General features: G+C 67.2%; 17 protein-coding genes and 1 tRNA gene. 8 read left to right on the top strand and 10 right to left on the bottom strand.

Annotated elements, in window-relative coordinates:
- The first annotated feature begins 98 nt into the window (after positions 1-98).
- On the top strand, positions 99-902 hold the full coding sequence (istB, locus tag ACG04R_RS13240; protein ID WP_394410892.1) for an IS21-like element helper ATPase IstB: 804 nt from the start codon (positions 99-101) through the stop codon (positions 900-902).
- 413 nt (positions 903-1,315) lie between these two features.
- Here the strand turns inward: istB and ACG04R_RS13235 are convergent.
- A tRNA-Pro gene (locus ACG04R_RS13235) sits at positions 1,316-1,392 on the bottom strand.
- Positions 1,393-1,412: 20 nt separating this feature from the next.
- A complete protein-coding gene (gene ispB, locus ACG04R_RS13230) occupies positions 1,413-2,342 on the bottom strand; it encodes an octaprenyl diphosphate synthase (protein WP_394410889.1) in 930 nt (309 codons plus the stop codon).
- Between the two features lie 355 nt (positions 2,343-2,697).
- On the opposite strand from ispB, the gene rplU reads away from it, so the two are divergent.
- The 4 genes from rplU (at position 2,698) to proB (ending at position 5,624) form a co-directional block, all read left to right on the top strand.
- Entirely contained in the window at positions 2,698-3,009 is a 312-nt protein-coding gene (rplU, locus tag ACG04R_RS13225) for a 50S ribosomal protein L21 (protein WP_025564359.1), read from the top strand.
- Positions 3,010-3,046: 37 nt separating this feature from the next.
- Positions 3,047-3,310, top strand: a complete 264-nt coding sequence (rpmA, locus tag ACG04R_RS13220) for a 50S ribosomal protein L27 (protein WP_268148837.1) — start codon at positions 3,047-3,049, stop codon at positions 3,308-3,310.
- A 137-nt stretch (positions 3,311-3,447) separates the two neighbouring features.
- A complete protein-coding gene (gene obgE, locus ACG04R_RS13215) occupies positions 3,448-4,512 on the top strand; it encodes a GTPase ObgE (RefSeq protein ID WP_394410884.1) in 1,065 nt (354 codons plus the stop codon).
- Entirely contained in the window at positions 4,509-5,624 is a 1,116-nt protein-coding gene (gene proB / locus ACG04R_RS13210; protein ID WP_394410881.1) for a glutamate 5-kinase, read from the top strand. The genes obgE and proB overlap by 4 nt, the downstream gene beginning before the upstream one ends.
- A gap of 3 nt (positions 5,625-5,627) precedes the next feature.
- Here the strand turns inward: proB and ACG04R_RS13205 are convergent, their stop codons facing one another.
- Positions 5,628-6,236: an RNA pyrophosphohydrolase gene (locus ACG04R_RS13205; protein ID WP_394410923.1), complete on the bottom strand. Its 609-nt coding sequence runs from the start codon at positions 6,234-6,236 to the stop codon at positions 5,628-5,630.
- 141 nt (positions 6,237-6,377) lie between these two features.
- Here ACG04R_RS13205 and ACG04R_RS13200 point away from each other — a divergent pair, with 141 nt between their 5' ends.
- The 3 genes from ACG04R_RS13200 to ACG04R_RS13190 all read left to right on the top strand — a co-directional run bounded on the left by ACG04R_RS13200 (position 6,378) and on the right by ACG04R_RS13190 (position 10,935).
- Positions 6,378-8,120: a proline--tRNA ligase gene (locus tag ACG04R_RS13200; RefSeq protein WP_394410877.1), complete on the top strand. Its 1,743-nt coding sequence runs from the start codon at positions 6,378-6,380 to the stop codon at positions 8,118-8,120.
- On the top strand, positions 8,117-8,719 hold the full coding sequence (locus tag ACG04R_RS13195) for a lytic transglycosylase domain-containing protein (protein ID WP_394410873.1): 603 nt from the start codon (positions 8,117-8,119) through the stop codon (positions 8,717-8,719). Before ACG04R_RS13200 ends, ACG04R_RS13195 begins: the two co-directional genes overlap by 4 nt.
- 83 nt (positions 8,720-8,802) lie before the next feature.
- Positions 8,803-10,935, top strand: coding sequence for a M3 family metallopeptidase (locus ACG04R_RS13190; RefSeq protein WP_394410869.1), 2,133 nt, complete (start codon positions 8,803-8,805; stop codon positions 10,933-10,935).
- A gap of 3 nt (positions 10,936-10,938) precedes the next feature.
- Here ACG04R_RS13190 and ACG04R_RS13185 read toward each other — a convergent pair whose 3' ends face one another.
- The 7 genes from ACG04R_RS13185 to hemA all read right to left on the bottom strand — a co-directional run bounded on the left by ACG04R_RS13185 (position 10,939) and on the right by hemA (position 16,200).
- Positions 10,939-11,349 (bottom strand): hypothetical protein, encoded by a 411-nt coding sequence (locus ACG04R_RS13185; RefSeq protein ID WP_394410866.1) that lies wholly within the window; start codon positions 11,347-11,349, stop codon positions 10,939-10,941.
- Positions 11,339-11,899, bottom strand: a complete 561-nt coding sequence (locus ACG04R_RS13180) for a UbiX family flavin prenyltransferase (protein ID WP_394410863.1) — start codon at positions 11,897-11,899, stop codon at positions 11,339-11,341. Before ACG04R_RS13180 ends, ACG04R_RS13185 begins: the two co-directional genes overlap by 11 nt.
- Positions 11,896-12,207 carry a Grx4 family monothiol glutaredoxin gene (gene grxD, locus ACG04R_RS13175; protein WP_394410860.1) on the bottom strand — a complete coding sequence of 104 codons (312 nt, stop codon included), beginning with the start codon at positions 12,205-12,207 and terminating at the stop codon, positions 11,896-11,898. Before grxD ends, ACG04R_RS13180 begins: the two co-directional genes overlap by 4 nt.
- A 56-nt stretch (positions 12,208-12,263) precedes the next feature.
- Positions 12,264-12,839, bottom strand: a complete 576-nt coding sequence (locus tag ACG04R_RS13170) for a hypothetical protein (protein WP_394410857.1) — start codon at positions 12,837-12,839, stop codon at positions 12,264-12,266.
- Positions 12,840-12,966: 127 nt separating this feature from the next.
- A complete protein-coding gene (gene prmC / locus ACG04R_RS13165) occupies positions 12,967-13,788 on the bottom strand; it encodes a peptide chain release factor N(5)-glutamine methyltransferase (RefSeq protein ID WP_394410854.1) in 822 nt (273 codons plus the stop codon).
- The gene (gene prfA, locus ACG04R_RS13160; RefSeq protein ID WP_394410851.1) at positions 13,785-14,870 is read right to left on the bottom strand and encodes a peptide chain release factor 1; all 1,086 of its coding nucleotides are present in this window, start codon (positions 14,868-14,870) and stop codon (positions 13,785-13,787) included. The genes prmC and prfA overlap by 4 nt, the downstream gene beginning before the upstream one ends.
- 67 nt (positions 14,871-14,937) lie before the next feature.
- Positions 14,938-16,200, bottom strand: a complete 1,263-nt coding sequence (gene hemA / locus ACG04R_RS13155) for a glutamyl-tRNA reductase (protein WP_394410848.1) — start codon at positions 16,198-16,200, stop codon at positions 14,938-14,940.

Below are 16,200 nucleotides of genomic sequence, written 5' to 3'. Positions count from 1 at the left end.
CGCCGCCGGCCCGGCGGTCACGATCGCCGAAACGGGCGGTCACGATACCGAAACGACCTCTCCGACGCTCCTCAACAGCGTCGGTCACGATGACCGAAATGACCGGTCACGTTGGCCGAAATACGCACAACGCCCTGGTCGTCGCGCTGCGCGAGCTGAAGATGTTCGGCATGGCTCACGCCGTGGGAGAGCTGGCCGAGCAAGGGGCACCGGCCTTCGAGGCTGCGCAGCCGCTGCTGGCCCAGTTGCTCAAGGCCGAGACCGCCGAGCGCGAGGTGCGGGCCGTGGCCTACCAGCTCAAGCAGGCCCGCTTCCCGGTCTACCGCGACCTGGCCGGCTTCGAGTTCGCGCACAGCGAGGTCAACGAAGCGCTGGTGCGGCAACTCCATCTCGGCGACTTCATGGACCGCGCCGAGAACGTCGTGCTCGTCGGTGGCCCCGGCACGGGCAAGACCCACCTGGCCACGGCCATCGGCGTGCAGGCGCTGGAGCATCACCGACGTCGCGTGCGCTTCTTCTCCACGGTCGAGCTGGTCAACCAGTTGGAGCAGGAGAAGGTCTGCAACAAGACCGGCCAGATGGCGCACCGGCTGGCCCACATGGACATGGTCGTGCTCGACGAGCTGGGCTACCTGCCGTTCAGCTCGTCCGGCGGCGCGCTGCTGTTCCATCTGCTGAGCAAGCTCTACGAGCGCACCAGCGTCGTCATCACGACGAACCTGAGCTTCAGCGAATGGGCCAGCGTCTTCGGCGACGCCAAGATGACCACGGCCTTGCTGGACCGGCTTACGCATCACTGCCATATCCTTGAAACCGGCAACGACAGCTACCGGTTCAAGAACAGCTCAGCTCAACCCACCACCAAGAAGGAGTCCAAACCGAGGAAGTTACCCACAACCTGAGCCCGAGAGGCTCAAACAAGGGTGGGTCAGGATTGGACGGAAACGGTGGGTCAGGATGGCGTGGGAATCAACACATCACCACCCTGGCGGGTACACGCCGAGCGTTGATGGCTCTCTTGGTTCGGCTATCTCTCGTTCCCTGAACCTCACCTGCCCCGAGCCAACGGCTCACACAGCGGCAACATGGGTGTCCGGCAGGGCCGCTGTGTTGTTCTCACCCATGAACAACAGTATGGATAAATGCACAGGGCTGGTCAAGACGTAAGCCGAGCCATCGAGTCATAACGACATCGAGCCGCTTGGGACAACCTTGGGACACTGAGGGGGAGAATTTGCTTTGAATCGGCATGAATGACGATCCAAAGTAAAAAAGCCTAAGTGCTTGATCCACTTAGGCTTTTCTGTTTTTTGTTTGGTCGGGGTGAGAGGATTCGAACCTCCGGCCTCTACGTCCCGAACGTAGCGCTCTACCAGGCTAAGCTACACCCCGATGTCTTCTGCTGATTGAGGTCAGGAATGACGCTCAACCGACTGAATTGCGAATTCTAGCAGAGATTCCGTCCACTGATTGCGAGGCAGCAGCTTCAAAGATTCGGCGGCGTGTTGCGCCTCCGTGCGGGCGGCCTCGCGGGTGGATTCCAGCGCACCGGTCGAACGCACGATGGCGACGATGTCCTGCAGCTTTTCCAGCTCGCCTTCCTCGATCGCATGGCGCAGCATCGCGCGTTGCTCGGGCGTGGCGCGCTCCATCGCGATCAGCAGCGGCAGCGTGGTCTTGCCTTCGCGCAGGTCGTCGCCGATGTTCTTGCCGAGCTCGTGCGTGTCGCCTTCGTAGTCCAGCACATCGTCGATGAGCTGGAACGAAGTGCCCAGCGCGCGACCGTAGGCGGCGCAGGCTTCCTCGACCTCGGGCGTCGCGTTCGCCAGCACGGCGCCCAGGCGGGCGCTGGCTTCGAAGAGCTTGGCGGTCTTGAAGCGGATGACGCGCAGATAGCTCTCGACGGTGATGTCGGGATCGTGCATGTTCATCAGTTGCAGGACTTCACCCTCGGCGATGACGTTGGTCGCCTCGGCCAGCACGTCCAGCACGCGCATGCGCTCCACTGAGACCATCATCTGGAAGGCGCGCGAGTAAAGGAAGTCGCCCACCAGCACGCTCGCCGCGTTGCCGAACAGCGCGTTGGCGGTCGGCTTGCCGCGCCGCAGCGAGGATTCATCGACGACGTCGTCGTGCAGCAGCGTGGCCGTGTGGATGAACTCGACGACAGCCGCCAGCTCGAAGCGAGCCGCACCGTCGAAGCCCAGCGCGTTCGCGAACAGCAGCACGAGCTTGGGCCGCATGCGCTTGCCGCCGGCATGCACGATGTAGTGGGCGATCTGGTCGATCAGCGCCACTTCGGAACTCAGGCGTTGGGCGATGACAGCGTCGACCTGAGCCATTTCGGCGTTCAGGAGGGCAAGGGCCTCGGCAACTTGGGGTGGGGGCGAGGCTGACTCGACGCGCACTCTGGACTCTCAAGCTAGGGATCGGAGGATTATAGGAAGCGGTCCGCACCGCCTCTCATGGATCGGGCAACAGGTGACGTGTGCAGGCTTGCGTGGAGCTGTGCGGCGCTTGGCTTGCAACAAGAGCCGAGCTACGGGTATACTCGCGGGCTCTTTGCATTTCGCGCGTCCTTGCGTGCGGGGTGCGGGGAGAAAAGAAACTCACAAAAAGGCCCGGCGAGCGCGGCAACCCCTGTTGGTTGTCGTCAAAAAGCCAGGTGAATGCACCGCAAGGTGCGGAAGGATGAAGATGTACGCAGTCATCAAGACCGGCGGCAAGCAATACAAGGTTGCTGCCGGCGAGAAGATCAAGGTCGAGCTGCTCGACGCGGAAGTTGGTGCCGAGGTCACGCTGGACCAAGTGCTGGCAGTTGGCAGCGGTGACGGCCTGACGGTCGGCGCTCCGCTGGTCGCTGGCGCCACCGTCAGCGCCAAGGTCGTCAGCCATGGCAAGCACGACAAGGTTCGCATCTTCAAGATGCGCCGTCGCAAGCACTACAAGAAGAGCCAAGGCCATCGCCAGAACTACACCGAGCTGGAAATCAGCGCGGTCAACGGCTGAACCCAGTCGACTAACGCTAATTTCTAGGAGCTAACTCATGGCACAGAAAAAGGGCGGCGGTTCCACACGGAACGGCCGCGACTCCAAGCCCAAGATGCTGGGCGTCAAGGCTTACGGCGGTGAACTGATCTCCGCTGGTTCGATCATCGTCCGCCAGCGCGGCACGAAGTTCCACCCCGGCGTGAACGTCGGCATCGGCAAGGACCACACGCTGTTCGCGCTGGTCGATGGCCATGTCAGCTTCACCACCAAGGGTGCAAGCAACCGCGCGACGGTCGTCGTCACGCCGCTGGCCGCCTAAGGCGCCAGCCAATGCGGGCGAGTGCTTCGCCCGACACACGAGCCCCGGCCTGCCGGGGCTTTGTCATTTCTGAAGTCTGGCGCGCCACATGACGGTGCGCCGGTCCGCAACTCAGCCAGTACGATGGCTGCCCCGCCATGAAATTCGTTGACGAAGCCACCATTGATGTCGCAGCCGGCAACGGCGGCGCAGGCTGCGCGAGCTTCCGTCGCGAGAAGTTCATCCCGTTCGGCGGGCCCGACGGTGGCGACGGTGGCAAGGGCGGCAGCGTCTGGGCCGAGGCCGACCGCAACCTGAACACGCTGATCGACTACCGCTACGCGCGCCGCCACGAGGCGCGCAACGGCGAGGCCGGTCGCGGTTCCGACTGCTTCGGCGCGGCGGCCGACGACATCGTGCTGCGCATGCCGGTCGGCACCATCATCACGGACCTGGAAACCGAGTCCGTCATCGGCGAGCTGTTGGAGCCAGGCGAGCGCATCCTGCTGTGCAAGGGCGGCGATGGAGGCTTCGGCAATCTGCATTTCAAGACCTCGACCAACCGTGCACCGCGGCAGAAGACGCCGGGCTGGCCGGGCGAGATCAAGAAGGTGCGGCTGGAACTGCGCGTGCTGGCCGATGTCGGCTTGCTGGGCCAGCCCAACGCGGGCAAGTCCACGCTGATCGCGGCGGTGTCCAACGCCAAGCCCAAGATCGCCGACTACCCGTTCACGACGTTGCACCCGAATCTGGGTGTCGTGCGCGTCGCGCCGGAGAAGAGCTTCGTCATCGCCGATATCCCCGGGCTGATCGAAGGCGCGGCCGAAGGTGCAGGTCTGGGTCATCAGTTCCTGCGCCATCTGCAGCGCACGCGTCTGCTGTTGCATGTCGTCGACTTGGCGCCGTTCGACCCCGAGGTCGATCCGGTCAAGGAAGCCAAGGCCATCGTCGCCGAGCTCAAGAAGTACGACCCCGAGCTGCACGCCAAGCCGCGGTGGCTGGTGCTGAACAAGCTGGACATGGTGCCCGAGGAAGAGCGCGCCGCGCGCGTGAAAGACTTCATCAAGCGCTACAAGTGGAAGGGGCCGGTCTTCGAGATCTCGGCGCTGACCCGCCAGGGCTGCCAGCCGCTGATCCACGCGATCTACGACCACGTCGCTGCCGAGCAGCGTGTGCTCGAAGAGCGCGACGTCCGTTTCGATACTCCCAAGCCCACCGAATGAGTCTGCTGTCCAGCGCGCGCCGCATCGTTGTCAAAGTCGGTTCCAGCCTCGTCACCAACGAGGGCCGCGGCGTCGATGCCGAGGCGATCGCGAACTGGAGCCGCCAACTGGCGGCGTTGGCAACTGAAGGGCGCGAACTGGTCATGGTGTCGAGCGGCGCCATCGCCGAAGGCATGAAGCGGCTGGGCTGGACGACGCGCCCCAAGGAACTGCATGAGCTGCAGGCTGCTGCCGCCGTCGGTCAGATGGGCTTGGCGCAGATGTATGAGAGCCAGCTCAGCGCGCATGGCATGCACAGCGCGCAGGTGCTGCTCACACACGCCGACCTTGCCGACCGCGAGCGCTATCTGAACGCGCGCTCTACTCTGCTGACGTTGATGGCGCATCGCGTGCTGCCGGTCATCAACGAAAACGACACGGTCGTCAACGACGAGATCAAGTTCGGCGACAACGACACGCTGGGTGCCCTCGTGGCCAACCTCGTCGAAGCCGATGCCCTCGTCATCCTGACGGACCAGCGCGGCCTCTACTCGGCCGACCCTCGCAAGGACCCAAACGCGCGCTTCATCGACAACGCGCAGGCAGGCGATCTCGAACTGGAGCACATGGCGGGCGGCGCCGGCTCCAGTATCGGTCGCGGCGGCATGCTGACCAAGATCCTGGCAGCCAAGCGCGCTGCCGGCAGCGGTGCCGGCACCGTCATCGCCTGGGGGCGCGAGCCCGATGTGCTGCTGCGTCTCGCACGCGGCGAGGCCATCGGCACGGCGCTGCACGCCGCCACGCCCAAGCTGCAGGCGCGCAAGCAGTGGATGGTCGACCACCTGCAGATGCGCGGCGCCGTGAAGGTCGATGCTGGTGCCGTCACCAAGCTGCGCAGCGAAGGCAAGAGCCTGCTGCCCATCGGCGTCACCGAGGTGCAAGGCGACTTCCACCGCGGTGATGTCATCGCCGTGCTGGGGCCGGATGGCGCCGAGCTGGCGCGTGGGCTGGCGAACTACTCGGCTGCCGAGTCACGGCTCATCGCGCGCAAGCCGTCTTCGGAGTTCGAGGCGCTGCTGGGCTACGCCGCAGAGCCCGAACTGATTCACAGAGACAACCTGGTCCTGCGCTGAGGCTCAGCTCGACGTCTCGCCATCCGGCGGCGTTTCGAGCGGCACCGGCCCACTGGCGGAATCCAGCGGTACCGGCCCGCTGTTGCGCTCGCGGTGAGCGGGCCGCATGCCGGCACGCAGGTATCGGTTGTGGTGATTGATGCGTGGCAGGAAGCGGGCGAGCTCCGTCAACGCCATCTCGTAGACGCCCCGCTTGAACTCGATGACCGCCTCAAGCGGCACCCAGTAGTCGTTCCAGCGCCAGGCATCGAATTCTGGGTGATCGGTCGCGCGCAGGTTCATGTCACAGTCGCGCCCCATCATCTGCAGCAGGAACCAGATCTGTTTCTGGCCCCTGTAGTGGCCGCGCGCGTCGCGCCGGATGAAGTGCTCAGGCACCTCGTAGCGCAGCCAGTCACGTGTCCGCGCAATGATGCGCACATGCTCTGGTGTGAGCCCCACCTCTTCGTGGAGCTCTCGGAACATCGCCTGCTCGGGCGTTTCGCCGTGTTTGATGCCCCCTTGCGGGAACTGCCACGAGTGGGTCCTGATGCGCTTGCCCCAGAAAACCTCGTTGCGTTGGTTGAGCAGGATGATGCCGACGTTGGGGCGGAAGCCTTCACGGTCGAGCATAATCAACCTCAAATCTCTAGTTGGTTCGATTATTGCATCGGGCCGCGGTTGCGCCAGCGCCCTCGCTAACCCGAAGAGTTGTCCCTGTTTTGTCGTGAGTTCGGCCGGGTTTTCACCCGGCCTTCGCATTCCAGCCCGCCCATGAAAGCCTCCCAGTTCTTCGTCTCCACCCTCAAGGAAGCGCCCGCGGACGCGGAAGTCGTCAGCCACAAGCTGATGATGCGCGCAGGCATGATCAAGCGCCTGGGCGCCGGCATTTACAACTACATGCCGATGGGGCTTCGCGTCATCCGCAAGGTCGAGAAGATCATCCGCGAGGAGATGGACGCGGCCGGCGCCGTCGAGTGCCTGATGCCCGTCATCCAGCCTGCCGAGCTGTGGCAGGAGACTGGCCGCTTCGACAAGATGGGCCCCGAGCTGCTTCGCGTGAAGGACCGCCACGGCCGCGACTTCATCGTGCAGCCGACGAGCGAGGAGGTCATCACCGACATCGCCCGCCAGGAACTGCGCAGCTACCGCCAGCTGCCGAAAAACTTCTATCACATCCAGACCAAGTTCCGTGACGAGCGCCGTCCGCGCTTCGGCCTGATGCGCGGCCGCGAGTTCACGATGAAGGACGCCTACTCCTTCGACCGTGACGTGGACGCTGCCGGCCGCAGCTACGAGAACATGTACGCGGCGTACTGCAAGATCTTCGACCGCTTCGGCCTGCAGTACCGCGCCGTCGCGGCGGACACGGGCGCCATCGGCGGTGATCGCTCGCACGAGTTCCAGGTCATCGCCGAGACTGGCGAGGACGCCATCGTCTACTGCCCCACCAGCGACTACGCGGCCAACATGGAGCTGGCCGAAGGCGTGGCGCTGATCGCGTCGCGTGGTGCCGAGACCCAGGCGCTGACCAAGACGCCGACGCCCGGCAAGAGCACCTGCGAGGACGTGGCCGCGCTGCTGGGCCTGCCGTTGGCGCGGACGGTCAAGTCGTTGGTGCTGGCTACCGACGAGCTCGACAAGGACGGCAATATCGTCAAGACCCAGATCTGGCTGCTGCTGGTGCGTGGCGACCATGACCTCAACGAAGTGAAGGCCGGCAAGGTCGAGGGCCTGAAGGGCGGCTTCCGCTTCGCGACAGCCGGCGAGATCGAGGCCTGCTTCGGCAGCAAGCCCGGCTACCTGGGGCCGATCGGCGCGAAGGACGTGAAGGTCGTGGCCGACCGCACCGTCGCGAACATGAGCGACTTCGTCGTCGGCGCCAATGAGGTCGACTTCCACTTCACCGGCGTGAACTGGGGCCGTGACCTGCCTGAACCCGATGTGGTGGCGGACATCCGCAACGTCGTCGCGGGCGACCCGTCGCCGGATGGCAAGGGCGTGCTCGCCATCCAGCGCGGCATCGAGGTGGGCCATGTGTTCTACCTCGGCACCAAGTACTCGGCCGCGATGAACGCGACCTTCCTCGACGAGAACGGCAAGCCCAGGCTGATGGAGATGGGCTGCTACGGCATCGGCGTCACGCGCATCCTGGGCGCGGCCATCGAGCAGAACCACGACGCGCGCGGCATCATCTGGCCGGACGCGATCGCACCGTTCACCGTCGTCATCTGCCCGATCGGTGCGGACCGCAGCGCCGAGGTGAAGGCCGCCGCCGACAAGCTCTACGACGAGTTGAAGGCGCTGGGCGTGGACGTGCTGCTGGACGACCGCGGCGAGCGCCCCGGTGCGATGTTTGCGGACTGGGAGCTGATCGGTGTGCCGCACCGCGTGGTGCTGGGCGACCGCGGCCTGAAGGAAGGCCAGGTCGAGTACCAGGGCCGCCGCGACGAAGCCGCGACCAAGGTTGCCGTCGGCGATGTCGTCGCGCATCTGAAGGGCCTGCTGAAGCTTTGAAGCGGCGCCTGGCCGTCTTGAGCCTGCTGGCTGCGCCGTTCGGTGCGTGGGCCGGTGCGCAGATCGAGGAGCCGCTGGCGGACTCGATCCGCTCGGCGCTGAGCGCCTCCATCGCGCAGGCCGCGCCGCCGCGGCCGAAGTTCGACGACCCCGACGCGCGCCTGGTCTATCTGCGCTGGCTGGGCGAGATGAGCGAGCGGCTGAAGAAGCGCAAGACCGAGACGCAGATCCGCATCGAGTTCCTCGAGACGGTCTGGTACGAGGCCAAGCGTGCGGGCCTGGAGCCCAGCCTGGTGCTGGGCCTGGTGCAGGTCGAGAGCGGCTTCCGCAAGTACGCGATCAGCATGGCCGGCGCGCGGGGCTACATGCAGGTCATGCCGTTCTGGACCAAGAGCATCGGTGACGGCAACGCGTCCTCGCTGTTCCACATGCAGACCAACCTGCGCTTCGGCTGCGTGATCCTGCGGCACTACCTCGACATCGAGAAGGGTGACCTGTTCCTCGCGCTGGGCCGCTACAACGGCAGCCGCGGGCGGCCGGAGTATCCCAACGCGGTGTTCGCGTCGCGGCGGCAGTGGTTGATGCCGGGCGAGAAGTAATCGAGGGCTTTCCCGCCGTGCCTTGTGGCAGCGGGAGGCTGCACCTGTAGTCTTTGCGGTTCCGTCCACAAGACAGCCCCTCGATGCCTGCCTACCGCTTCGCACCCCTGATCCTGTCCGCCCTGCTGGCCACCGGCCTCGCGGGCGCCCAGACCTCCGACAACCCGCTGCTGACCGTCAGCCCGCTGCCGCTGCACTACCCGCAGTTCGACAAGCTGCGCGACGAGCACTTCGCGCCCGCGCTCGACCAGGGCATGGCCGAGCAGCTCGCCGAGGTGAAGGCCATCGCCGAGAACCCGGCCGCGCCGACCTTCGACAACACCATCCTCGCGCTCGAGAAGAGCGGCCGTCTGCTGAGCCGCACGACGACGCTGCTGTTCAACCTGCTCGGCGCCGACGCCAACCCGGCCCGCCAGCAACTGCAGACCGACTACGCCGCCAAGCTCGCCGCCCAGCGCGACGCGGTGCTGCTGAACCCCCGGCTGTTCGCGCGCGTCGAGGCTGTCTATGCGGCTCGCGACAAGATGGCGCCCAACGCCGAGGCCAAGCGCCTCGTCGAGCGCTACCGCCGCGACATGGTGCGCGCCGGCGCCTTGCTGAACGACGCGCAGAAGACCCGCATGAAGGCCATCAACGCCGAGCTGGCGACGCTGACGGCCTCCTTCAACAAGGCCGTGCTGGCCGAGGTGAACGATTCGGCCGTCGTCGTCGACAGCGCCGACGAACTGGCGGGGCTCAGCCCGGCGCAGATCGCCGCCGCGGCCGACAACGCGAAGAAGCGCGGCCTGGACGGCAAGTACGCCATCGCGCTGTTGAACACGACCATCCAGCCCTTCGAGACCGACCTGCAGAACCGCGCGCTGCGCGAGCGCCTGCACCGTGCCTCGGTCGCGCGTGGCGCCCGCGGCAATGCGTTCGACACACGCGGCACGGTGTCGCGCGTGATCGCGCTGCGCCAGGAGCGCGCCGCGCTGCTGGGCTACGCAACGCCCGCGGCCTTCGTGCTGGAAGACGAGACGGCGCAATCCGCCGACACCGTCAACGCGCTGCTGCGCAAGCTGGCACCCGCCGCGATGGCCTCGGCCAGGACCGAGGCGGCCGAGCTGCAGAAGCTCGTCGACAGCGACCAGGCCGCCAAGGGGCAGCCGAGCTTCTCGCTGCAGGCCTGGGACTGGAGCTACTACGCCGACAAGCTGCGCTCTGCCAAGTACGGCTTCGATGAAAGCCAGCTGAAGCCGTATCTGGAGATCACCAGCGTGCTGGAGCGCGGCGTGTTCTTCGCGGCCCAGCAGCTCTACGGCATCACGTTCAAGCGCCGCATGGACCTGCCGGTCTACCGCGACGACGTGCGCGTCTATGACGTGTTCGACACCAACGGCAAGCAGCTCGCCATCTTCATCGCCGACCTGTACGCACGCCCCAGCAAGCGCGGCGGTGCGTGGATGAACTCCTACGTCAGCCAGAACCCGCTGGAGGGCACGCAGCCGGTCGTCGCCAACCACCTCAACATCCCCAAGCCGCCGGCCGGCGAGCCGACGCTGCTGACCTGGGACGAGGTCAACACGATGTTCCATGAGTTCGGCCACGCGCTGCACTACATGTTCAACCAGGGCCGCTACCCCAGCCTGGCCCGCGTGCCGCGCGACTTCGTCGAGTACCCGTCGCAGGTCAACGAGGTCTGGGCCGACTGGCCCAGCGTGCTGGCCAACTACGCCAAGCACTACCAGACCGGCGCGCCGATGCCGCGCGAGCTGCTGGACAAGGTGGCGCGCGCCAAGCGCTTCAACCAGGGCTACGCGACACTGTCCTATCTGAGCGCCGCCATCGTCGACCAGCGCCTGCACCAGCTCAAGCCCGGCCAGGCGCCGACGGCTGATGGCATCGTCGATTTCGAGGCTCAGGTGCTGAAGGAAGAGGGCGTCGACTTCGGCCCCGTGCCGCCGCGCTACCGCCTGCCGTACTTCAGCCACATCATGGGCGGCTACTCGGCTGGCTATTACGCCTACATCTGGAGCGAGGTATTGGACGCCGACACGGTGGAATGGCTGAAGGCCAACGGCGGCCTCAAGCGCGCCAACGGAGATGTGCTGCGCACCAAGCTGCTGTCGCGTGGTGGTGCGGAGGACGCGATGGTGCTGTTCCGCAACCTCGTCGGCCACGAGCCGGACATCAAGCCGCTGCTGGAGCGGCGCGGGTTGGTGGTGCAGAAGCCCTGAGCTTCAGCCTGGGCGTCGGCGCCGCACGGCGCCGACGTACCCCATCGCCTGGCCGAGGGCGATGTGGGCCCAGCCGCTCACGACGTTGAACGACAGGAACACGCCGCCGAGGATGAACAAGGCGAATCCGACCACGGTCAGCGTGACGCCCAGCGCGAGATGTCGGCGCGGCGATAGGAAACGCGGCCATGCCAGCGCTGCCAGCATGGGCAGCGTCACCAGCAGCACGCCCGCCTGGACCTGCGGGTATCGCATGCCCTTGGTGAACACCGGGATGTCCGGCGCGCGCTCAGGTGCGAATAGCCAATAGGCGAGCACGGCGATGCGGAGTGCGCAATCCAGCGCCACCAGCGCCGCGGCGAGCCAGACGAGTTTGTCGAGCTTCTTCGCGGTGGCCGCGACTTCAGAGACCATGCCAGGCCTGAGGCTGGGCGGCGGCGATGCCGGCCACTTCAAGCACGCGCTCGGCTGTCTCGTTGACCATCTCCTCGATGGTCTTGGGGTGGTGATAGAAGGCCGGCAGCGGCGGGAAGCAGATGCCGCCCATCTCGGTCACCGCAACCATGTTGCGCAGGTGGGCGAGGTTCAGCGGCGTCTCGCGCACCATCAGGATGAGGCGGCGGCGCTCCTTCAGCGTCACGTCGGCGGCGCGGGTCAGCAGGTTGTCGCCCAGGCCGTGCGCAATCGCCGCGAGCGACTTCATCGAGCACGGCGCGACGACCATCGCCGCCGTCGCGAAGCTACCGCTGGCTATGCAGGCGCCGACATCACCCGGCGAGTAGGCGTGATCGGCCTCGGCCTCCAGCGTGGAGCGATCCAGGCCCAGCTCGTGATGGGCGTTCAGGATGCCGGCGGGCGTGGCGATCAGGTGCGTCTCGACGCCCAGTTCGCGCGCGCGGCGCAGCAGACGCAACGCGTAGGCCGCGCCGGTCGCGCCGGTCAGCCCGACGACAAGACGAGTCAAGCTGCCAGCGCCTGCTGCAGCTCACCCGACTCGTACATCTCCATCATGATGTCCGAGCCGCCGACGAACTCGCCGCCGATGTAGAGCTGGGGGATGGTGGGCCAGTTGGCGTAGTCCTTGATGCCCTGGCGCACTTCCTCGTCCTCCAGCACGTTGAAGGTCTTCAGGTCCGTGACGCCGGCGGCCTTCAGGATCTGGATGGCGCGGCCGGAGAAGCCGCACATCGGGAACTGGGCCGTGCCCTTCATGAAGAGCACCACGCGGTTGGACTTGACCAGGTCGTCGATGCGTTGCTGAACGTCGCTCATGGGAATCTCGGAGTGATTGGCAAAGCCGGGATTATCCCGGACCCTTCCGAGTGCCGTCAGTAGCTGTACGCGAGGCCCAGCTGCAGCAGGGGCTTGAAGCGCAGGTCGCGCATCGCGTCCTCGAAGCCCTGGGCGCTGCTGCGGCCCAGGCGCAGGCTGCTGAGGCTGCCGGACATCAGGCCCAGGTCTGCGCTGAAGGCGAAGCCGCTGCTCTTGAAGCGGCCGGTGTAGCCGACGCCGACGTAGGAGAGGTTGGAACTGGGTTCCAGCGCGTAGGCGTCCGGGCCGCTCATCGTCAGGCTGCGCCGGCCGGCCGACAGCGGGCCGCTGCCCAGCGCCAGGCCGCCGCTGCTCTGTGACATGGACAGCGGGCCCATCAGCAGGCCGCCGGTGGCGCGCAGGCCGCCGTTCATGCTGGAGAAGCCGGAGCTGGTGAGGTAGTAGTCGCCCAGCAGGTTGGCGCTGAGGATGCGGGAGCCGCCGAGATAAGGCGCGGGGTCGGAGGCCGCGTCGGCGCTGCTGAGCTGCAATCGCGCCTGGAAACGTGGCTGCGCGTTGACGTCGGCCGCCCGGGCCGGCAGCGTGAAAAGGGCAGAGAGGCTCAGAACTGCAGCGCTGGCGAGGCGGGACATGATCGACTCCTGCGCGGTGCAGCGAGGGGCACCGGGATTCGATACTACGTCGGCAATTCGTTCGCGGGAATGACGAATTGAGGGAAAAAGGTCACGCAAACATCGCCGGCATTTGCCGACCGGCGGGTCAGGCCTGGTCCGTCCGGCGGCCGCCACTGGTGCGTGCCCGGCCGGCCAGGTCGCGGCGCAGCGTGACGTCTCCAAAGTTGCGGGTGCCGAGGTGTTGCGCGACCGCATCGGCCTGATCCCAGCCATGCTCCAGCAACAGCCAGCCGCCGGGGTTCAGGTGCTGCGGTGCGGTGTCGATCAGCGTGCGCAGGTCGGCGAGGCCGTCGCCGCCGGGCGTCAGCGCGGTGATCGGCTCGTGGCGCAGAGCCGGCAGGTGCGGGTCATCGCCGGCGATGTAGGGCGGGTTGCTGACGACGAGGTCGAAGCGCCGGCCGGCCAGCGGCTCGAACCAGCTGCCCAGGCGCCAGTCGATGTCCAGCGCCAGCCGCTCGCCGTTCGAGCGGGCGACGGCCAGCGCGTCGGCGCTGAAGTCGACGGCGGTGACTTGCGCGCGCGGGCAGGCTGCCTTGATGGCCAGAGCGATGGCACCGCTGCCGGTGCCGAGGTCGACGACGCTCGGCGAGCCGGGCAGGGCTGCGAGCAGTTCCAGCGCCCAGTCGACGATCGTTTCCGTGTCCGGACGCGGAATCAGCGTGGCCGGCGTGACGGCGAGCATCAGGCCGTGGAAGGGCTGCCAGCCGGTCACGTGGGCCAGCGGCTCGCCGGCGGCCAGGCGGCGCAGCGCGGCGTCGGCCTCGGGTACCGGCGCGTCGCCGTGCGTGACGAGCCAGGTGCGGTTCTGGCTGGTCAGGTGGCCCAGCAGCGTCTGCGCGTCGGCGCGCTCCACGCCCAGCTGGCGGGCCAGGGCCAGCGCGCCGTCAACCGTCAGAGGGGCGGTCATGCGCGGCCGGCTTCCAGCTCGGCGAGCTGTTCGGCGGCCTGGGCGGCCAGCAGGCCCTGGATGACGTCGTCGAGATCGCCGTCCATGATCTGCCCGAGCTTGTAGAGCGTCAGGTTGATGCGGTGGTCGGTCAGCCGGCCCTGCGGGAAGTTGTAGGTGCGGATGCGGTCGCTGCGGTCGCCCGTGCCGATCAGGCCCTTGCGCGTGGCGGCCTCCTTGGCGGCACGCTCGCTGCGCTCCTTCTCCTGGATGCGGGCCTGCAGCACCTGCAGCGCCTTGGCCTTGTTGCTGTGCTGGCTGCGGCCGTCCTGGCATTCCGCCACGATGCCGGTGGGCAGGTGGACGACGCGCACGGCGGAGTCAGTCTTGTTGATGTGCTGGCCGCCGGCACCGCTGGCGCGGAAGGTGTCGATGCGCAGATCGGCCGGGTTCAGCGTGATGGCCTCCGCCTCGTCGGGCTCGGGCATCACGGCCACGGTGCAGGCGCTGGTGTGGATGCGGCCCTGGGTTTCGGTCGCCGGCACGCGCTGCACGCGGTGGCCGCCGGACTCGAATTTCAGCCGGCCGTAGACACCTTCGCCCTCGACGCGGACGACCAGCTCCTTGTAGCCGCCCAGGTCCGACACGTTCTCGGACAGGATCTCGGTGCGCCAGCCCTGTGCCTCGGCGAAGCGCAGGTACATGCGCGCCAGGTCACCGGCGAACAGCGCCGACTCGTCGCCGCCCGTGCCGGCGCGGATTTCGAGGAAGGCGTTGCGTTCGTCGTCGGGGTCCTTCGGGATCAGCGCGAGCTGCAACTCGTGATCGAGTGCGGCCAGCGCGGCCTCGTTGGCCGCGATCTCCTCGCGGGCCATGTCGGCCATCTCGGGGTCGGCCAGCATCTCGCGCGCGGCGGCGAGGTCGGCCTCGTGCGTCTGGTAGCGGCGGTAGCGCTCGACGAGGCCGGCGACCTCGGACTGCTCCTTGGTTACCGCGCGGTAGCGCTTCATGTCGGCGGCAATGCTGCCGTCGGCGAGGAGGGCGTCGAGCTCGGCGAGGCGGAAGCCGAGGCGGTCGAACTGCTGGCGCAGGGAGTCTTTCATGGGGAGCAATCGGGGAAGCAGTCAGGGGCGGCGCCATGCAGGCGCCGGGCGGCGGCGGTGAGCGCCGCTAGGACTGCTTGCCGCGCAGGAACAGGCGCGAGACGGTCTGCGCGAGCTGCAGGCGCTGCTCGCCGTCGCTGGCGTGCAGCTCGGCCAGCGTGCCGTGCAGCATCTTCTGCGTCAGGCCCTTGGAGAGCGCGTCCAGCACCTCGTCGACATCGGCGCCCTTGGCCAGCAGCTTGCGGGCGCGGGCGATCTCCAGCGAACGCCAGTCGTCCGCCTGCGCGTGCAGGGCCTGGATCAGCGGCACCGTGTGGCGCTGGTCAAGCCAGTGCATGAAGCTCTGCACGCCGGTCTCGACGATGGCCTCGGCCTGCTCGACGGCGGCCTGGCGCTTCTCGCCGGCGGTCTGCACCTGCTGGGCGAGTTCGTCGACGGTGTAGAGGTAGACGTCGTCCAGCTGGGCGACCTCGGGCTCGATGTCGCGCGGCACGGCCAGGTCGACCATGAACATCGGGCGGTGCTTGCGCCTCTTCAGCGCGCGCTCGACGGCGCCCAGGCCGATCAGCGGCAGGCTGGACGCGGTGCAGGACACGACGACGTCGAACTCGTGCAGGCGCTCTGGCAGGTCGGCCAGGCGCACGGCCTCGGCACCGAAATGCGTGGCCAGCTTTTCGCCGCGCTCCAGCGTGCGGTTGGCCACGGCCATGTGGCGCGGTGTCTTGGCGGCGAAATGGGTCGCCGTCAGCTCGATCATTTCACCGGCACCGACGAACAGCACGCGCGTCTTGGCCAGGTCCTCGAACAGCTGGCCAGCGAGGCGCACGGCGGCGGCGGCCATGCTGATGGAGTGGGCGCCGATCTCGGTGGAGCTGCGCACCTCCTTGGCGACCGAGAAGCTGCGCTGGAAGAGCTGGTGCAGCGTCGTGCCCAGCGCGCCGGCGTTCTCGGCTTCCTTCACGGCCTGCTTCATCTGGCCGAGGATCTGCGGCTCGCCCAGCACCATGGAATCCAGCCCGCTGGCCACGCGGAAGGCGTGGCGGGCCGCGGCGCTGCCCTGCATCACGTAGGCGTGCTCGCGCAGGGCGCCGGCGTCCACGCCACCGGTCTGCGCCAGCCAGGCGATGGCCGGCTGCACCTGCGCCTGCGGCGCGGCCACGTAGAGCTCGGTGCGGTTGCAGGTCGACAGGATGGCGGCCTCAGGCGCCCCCGGCAGCTTCTGCCGCAGGCCGGCCAGCGACGGCGCCAGCTGCTCCAGCGTGAACGCAAACCGTCCGCGCAGATCCAGCGGGGCGGTGTGGTGGTTCAGGCCGAGAGCGAAGACCGACAT

The sequence above is a fragment of the Pelomonas candidula genome, assembly GCF_043555985.1.
GTDB classification, from domain to species: domain Bacteria; phylum Pseudomonadota; class Gammaproteobacteria; order Burkholderiales; family Burkholderiaceae_C; genus Pelomonas; species Pelomonas candidula.
The sequence above is the reverse complement of the archived record's forward strand: the minus strand, read 5'-3'. Positions and strand labels throughout refer to the sequence as shown.

Bases quoted from the DNA above. Each gene is read 5' to 3' on its own strand.
- istB (WP_394410892.1), top strand. From the start codon at position 99: ATGACCGGTCACGTTGGCCGAAATACGCACAACGCCCTGGTCGTCGCG.
- ispB (WP_394410889.1), bottom strand. From the start codon at position 2,342: ATGGCTCAGGTCGACGCTGTCATCGCCCAACGCCTGAGTTCCGAAGTG.
- rplU (WP_025564359.1), top strand. From the start codon at position 2,698: ATGTACGCAGTCATCAAGACCGGCGGCAAGCAATACAAGGTTGCTGCC.
- rpmA (WP_268148837.1), top strand. From the start codon at position 3,047: ATGGCACAGAAAAAGGGCGGCGGTTCCACACGGAACGGCCGCGACTCC.
- obgE (WP_394410884.1), top strand. From the start codon at position 3,448: ATGAAATTCGTTGACGAAGCCACCATTGATGTCGCAGCCGGCAACGGC.
- proB (WP_394410881.1), top strand. From the start codon at position 4,509: ATGAGTCTGCTGTCCAGCGCGCGCCGCATCGTTGTCAAAGTCGGTTCC.
- ACG04R_RS13205 (WP_394410923.1), bottom strand. From the start codon at position 6,236: ATGCTCGACCGTGAAGGCTTCCGCCCCAACGTCGGCATCATCCTGCTC.
- ACG04R_RS13200 (WP_394410877.1), top strand. From the start codon at position 6,378: ATGAAAGCCTCCCAGTTCTTCGTCTCCACCCTCAAGGAAGCGCCCGCG.
- ACG04R_RS13190 (WP_394410869.1), top strand. From the start codon at position 8,803: ATGCCTGCCTACCGCTTCGCACCCCTGATCCTGTCCGCCCTGCTGGCC.
- ACG04R_RS13185 (WP_394410866.1), bottom strand. From the start codon at position 11,349: ATGGTCTCTGAAGTCGCGGCCACCGCGAAGAAGCTCGACAAACTCGTC.
- grxD (WP_394410860.1), bottom strand. From the start codon at position 12,207: ATGAGCGACGTTCAGCAACGCATCGACGACCTGGTCAAGTCCAACCGC.
- ACG04R_RS13170 (WP_394410857.1), bottom strand. From the start codon at position 12,839: ATGTCCCGCCTCGCCAGCGCTGCAGTTCTGAGCCTCTCTGCCCTTTTC.
- prmC (WP_394410854.1), bottom strand. From the start codon at position 13,788: ATGACCGCCCCTCTGACGGTTGACGGCGCGCTGGCCCTGGCCCGCCAG.
- prfA (WP_394410851.1), bottom strand. From the start codon at position 14,870: ATGAAAGACTCCCTGCGCCAGCAGTTCGACCGCCTCGGCTTCCGCCTC.
- hemA (WP_394410848.1), bottom strand. From the start codon at position 16,200: ATGTCGGTCTTCGCTCTCGGCCTGAACCACCACACCGCCCCGCTGGAT.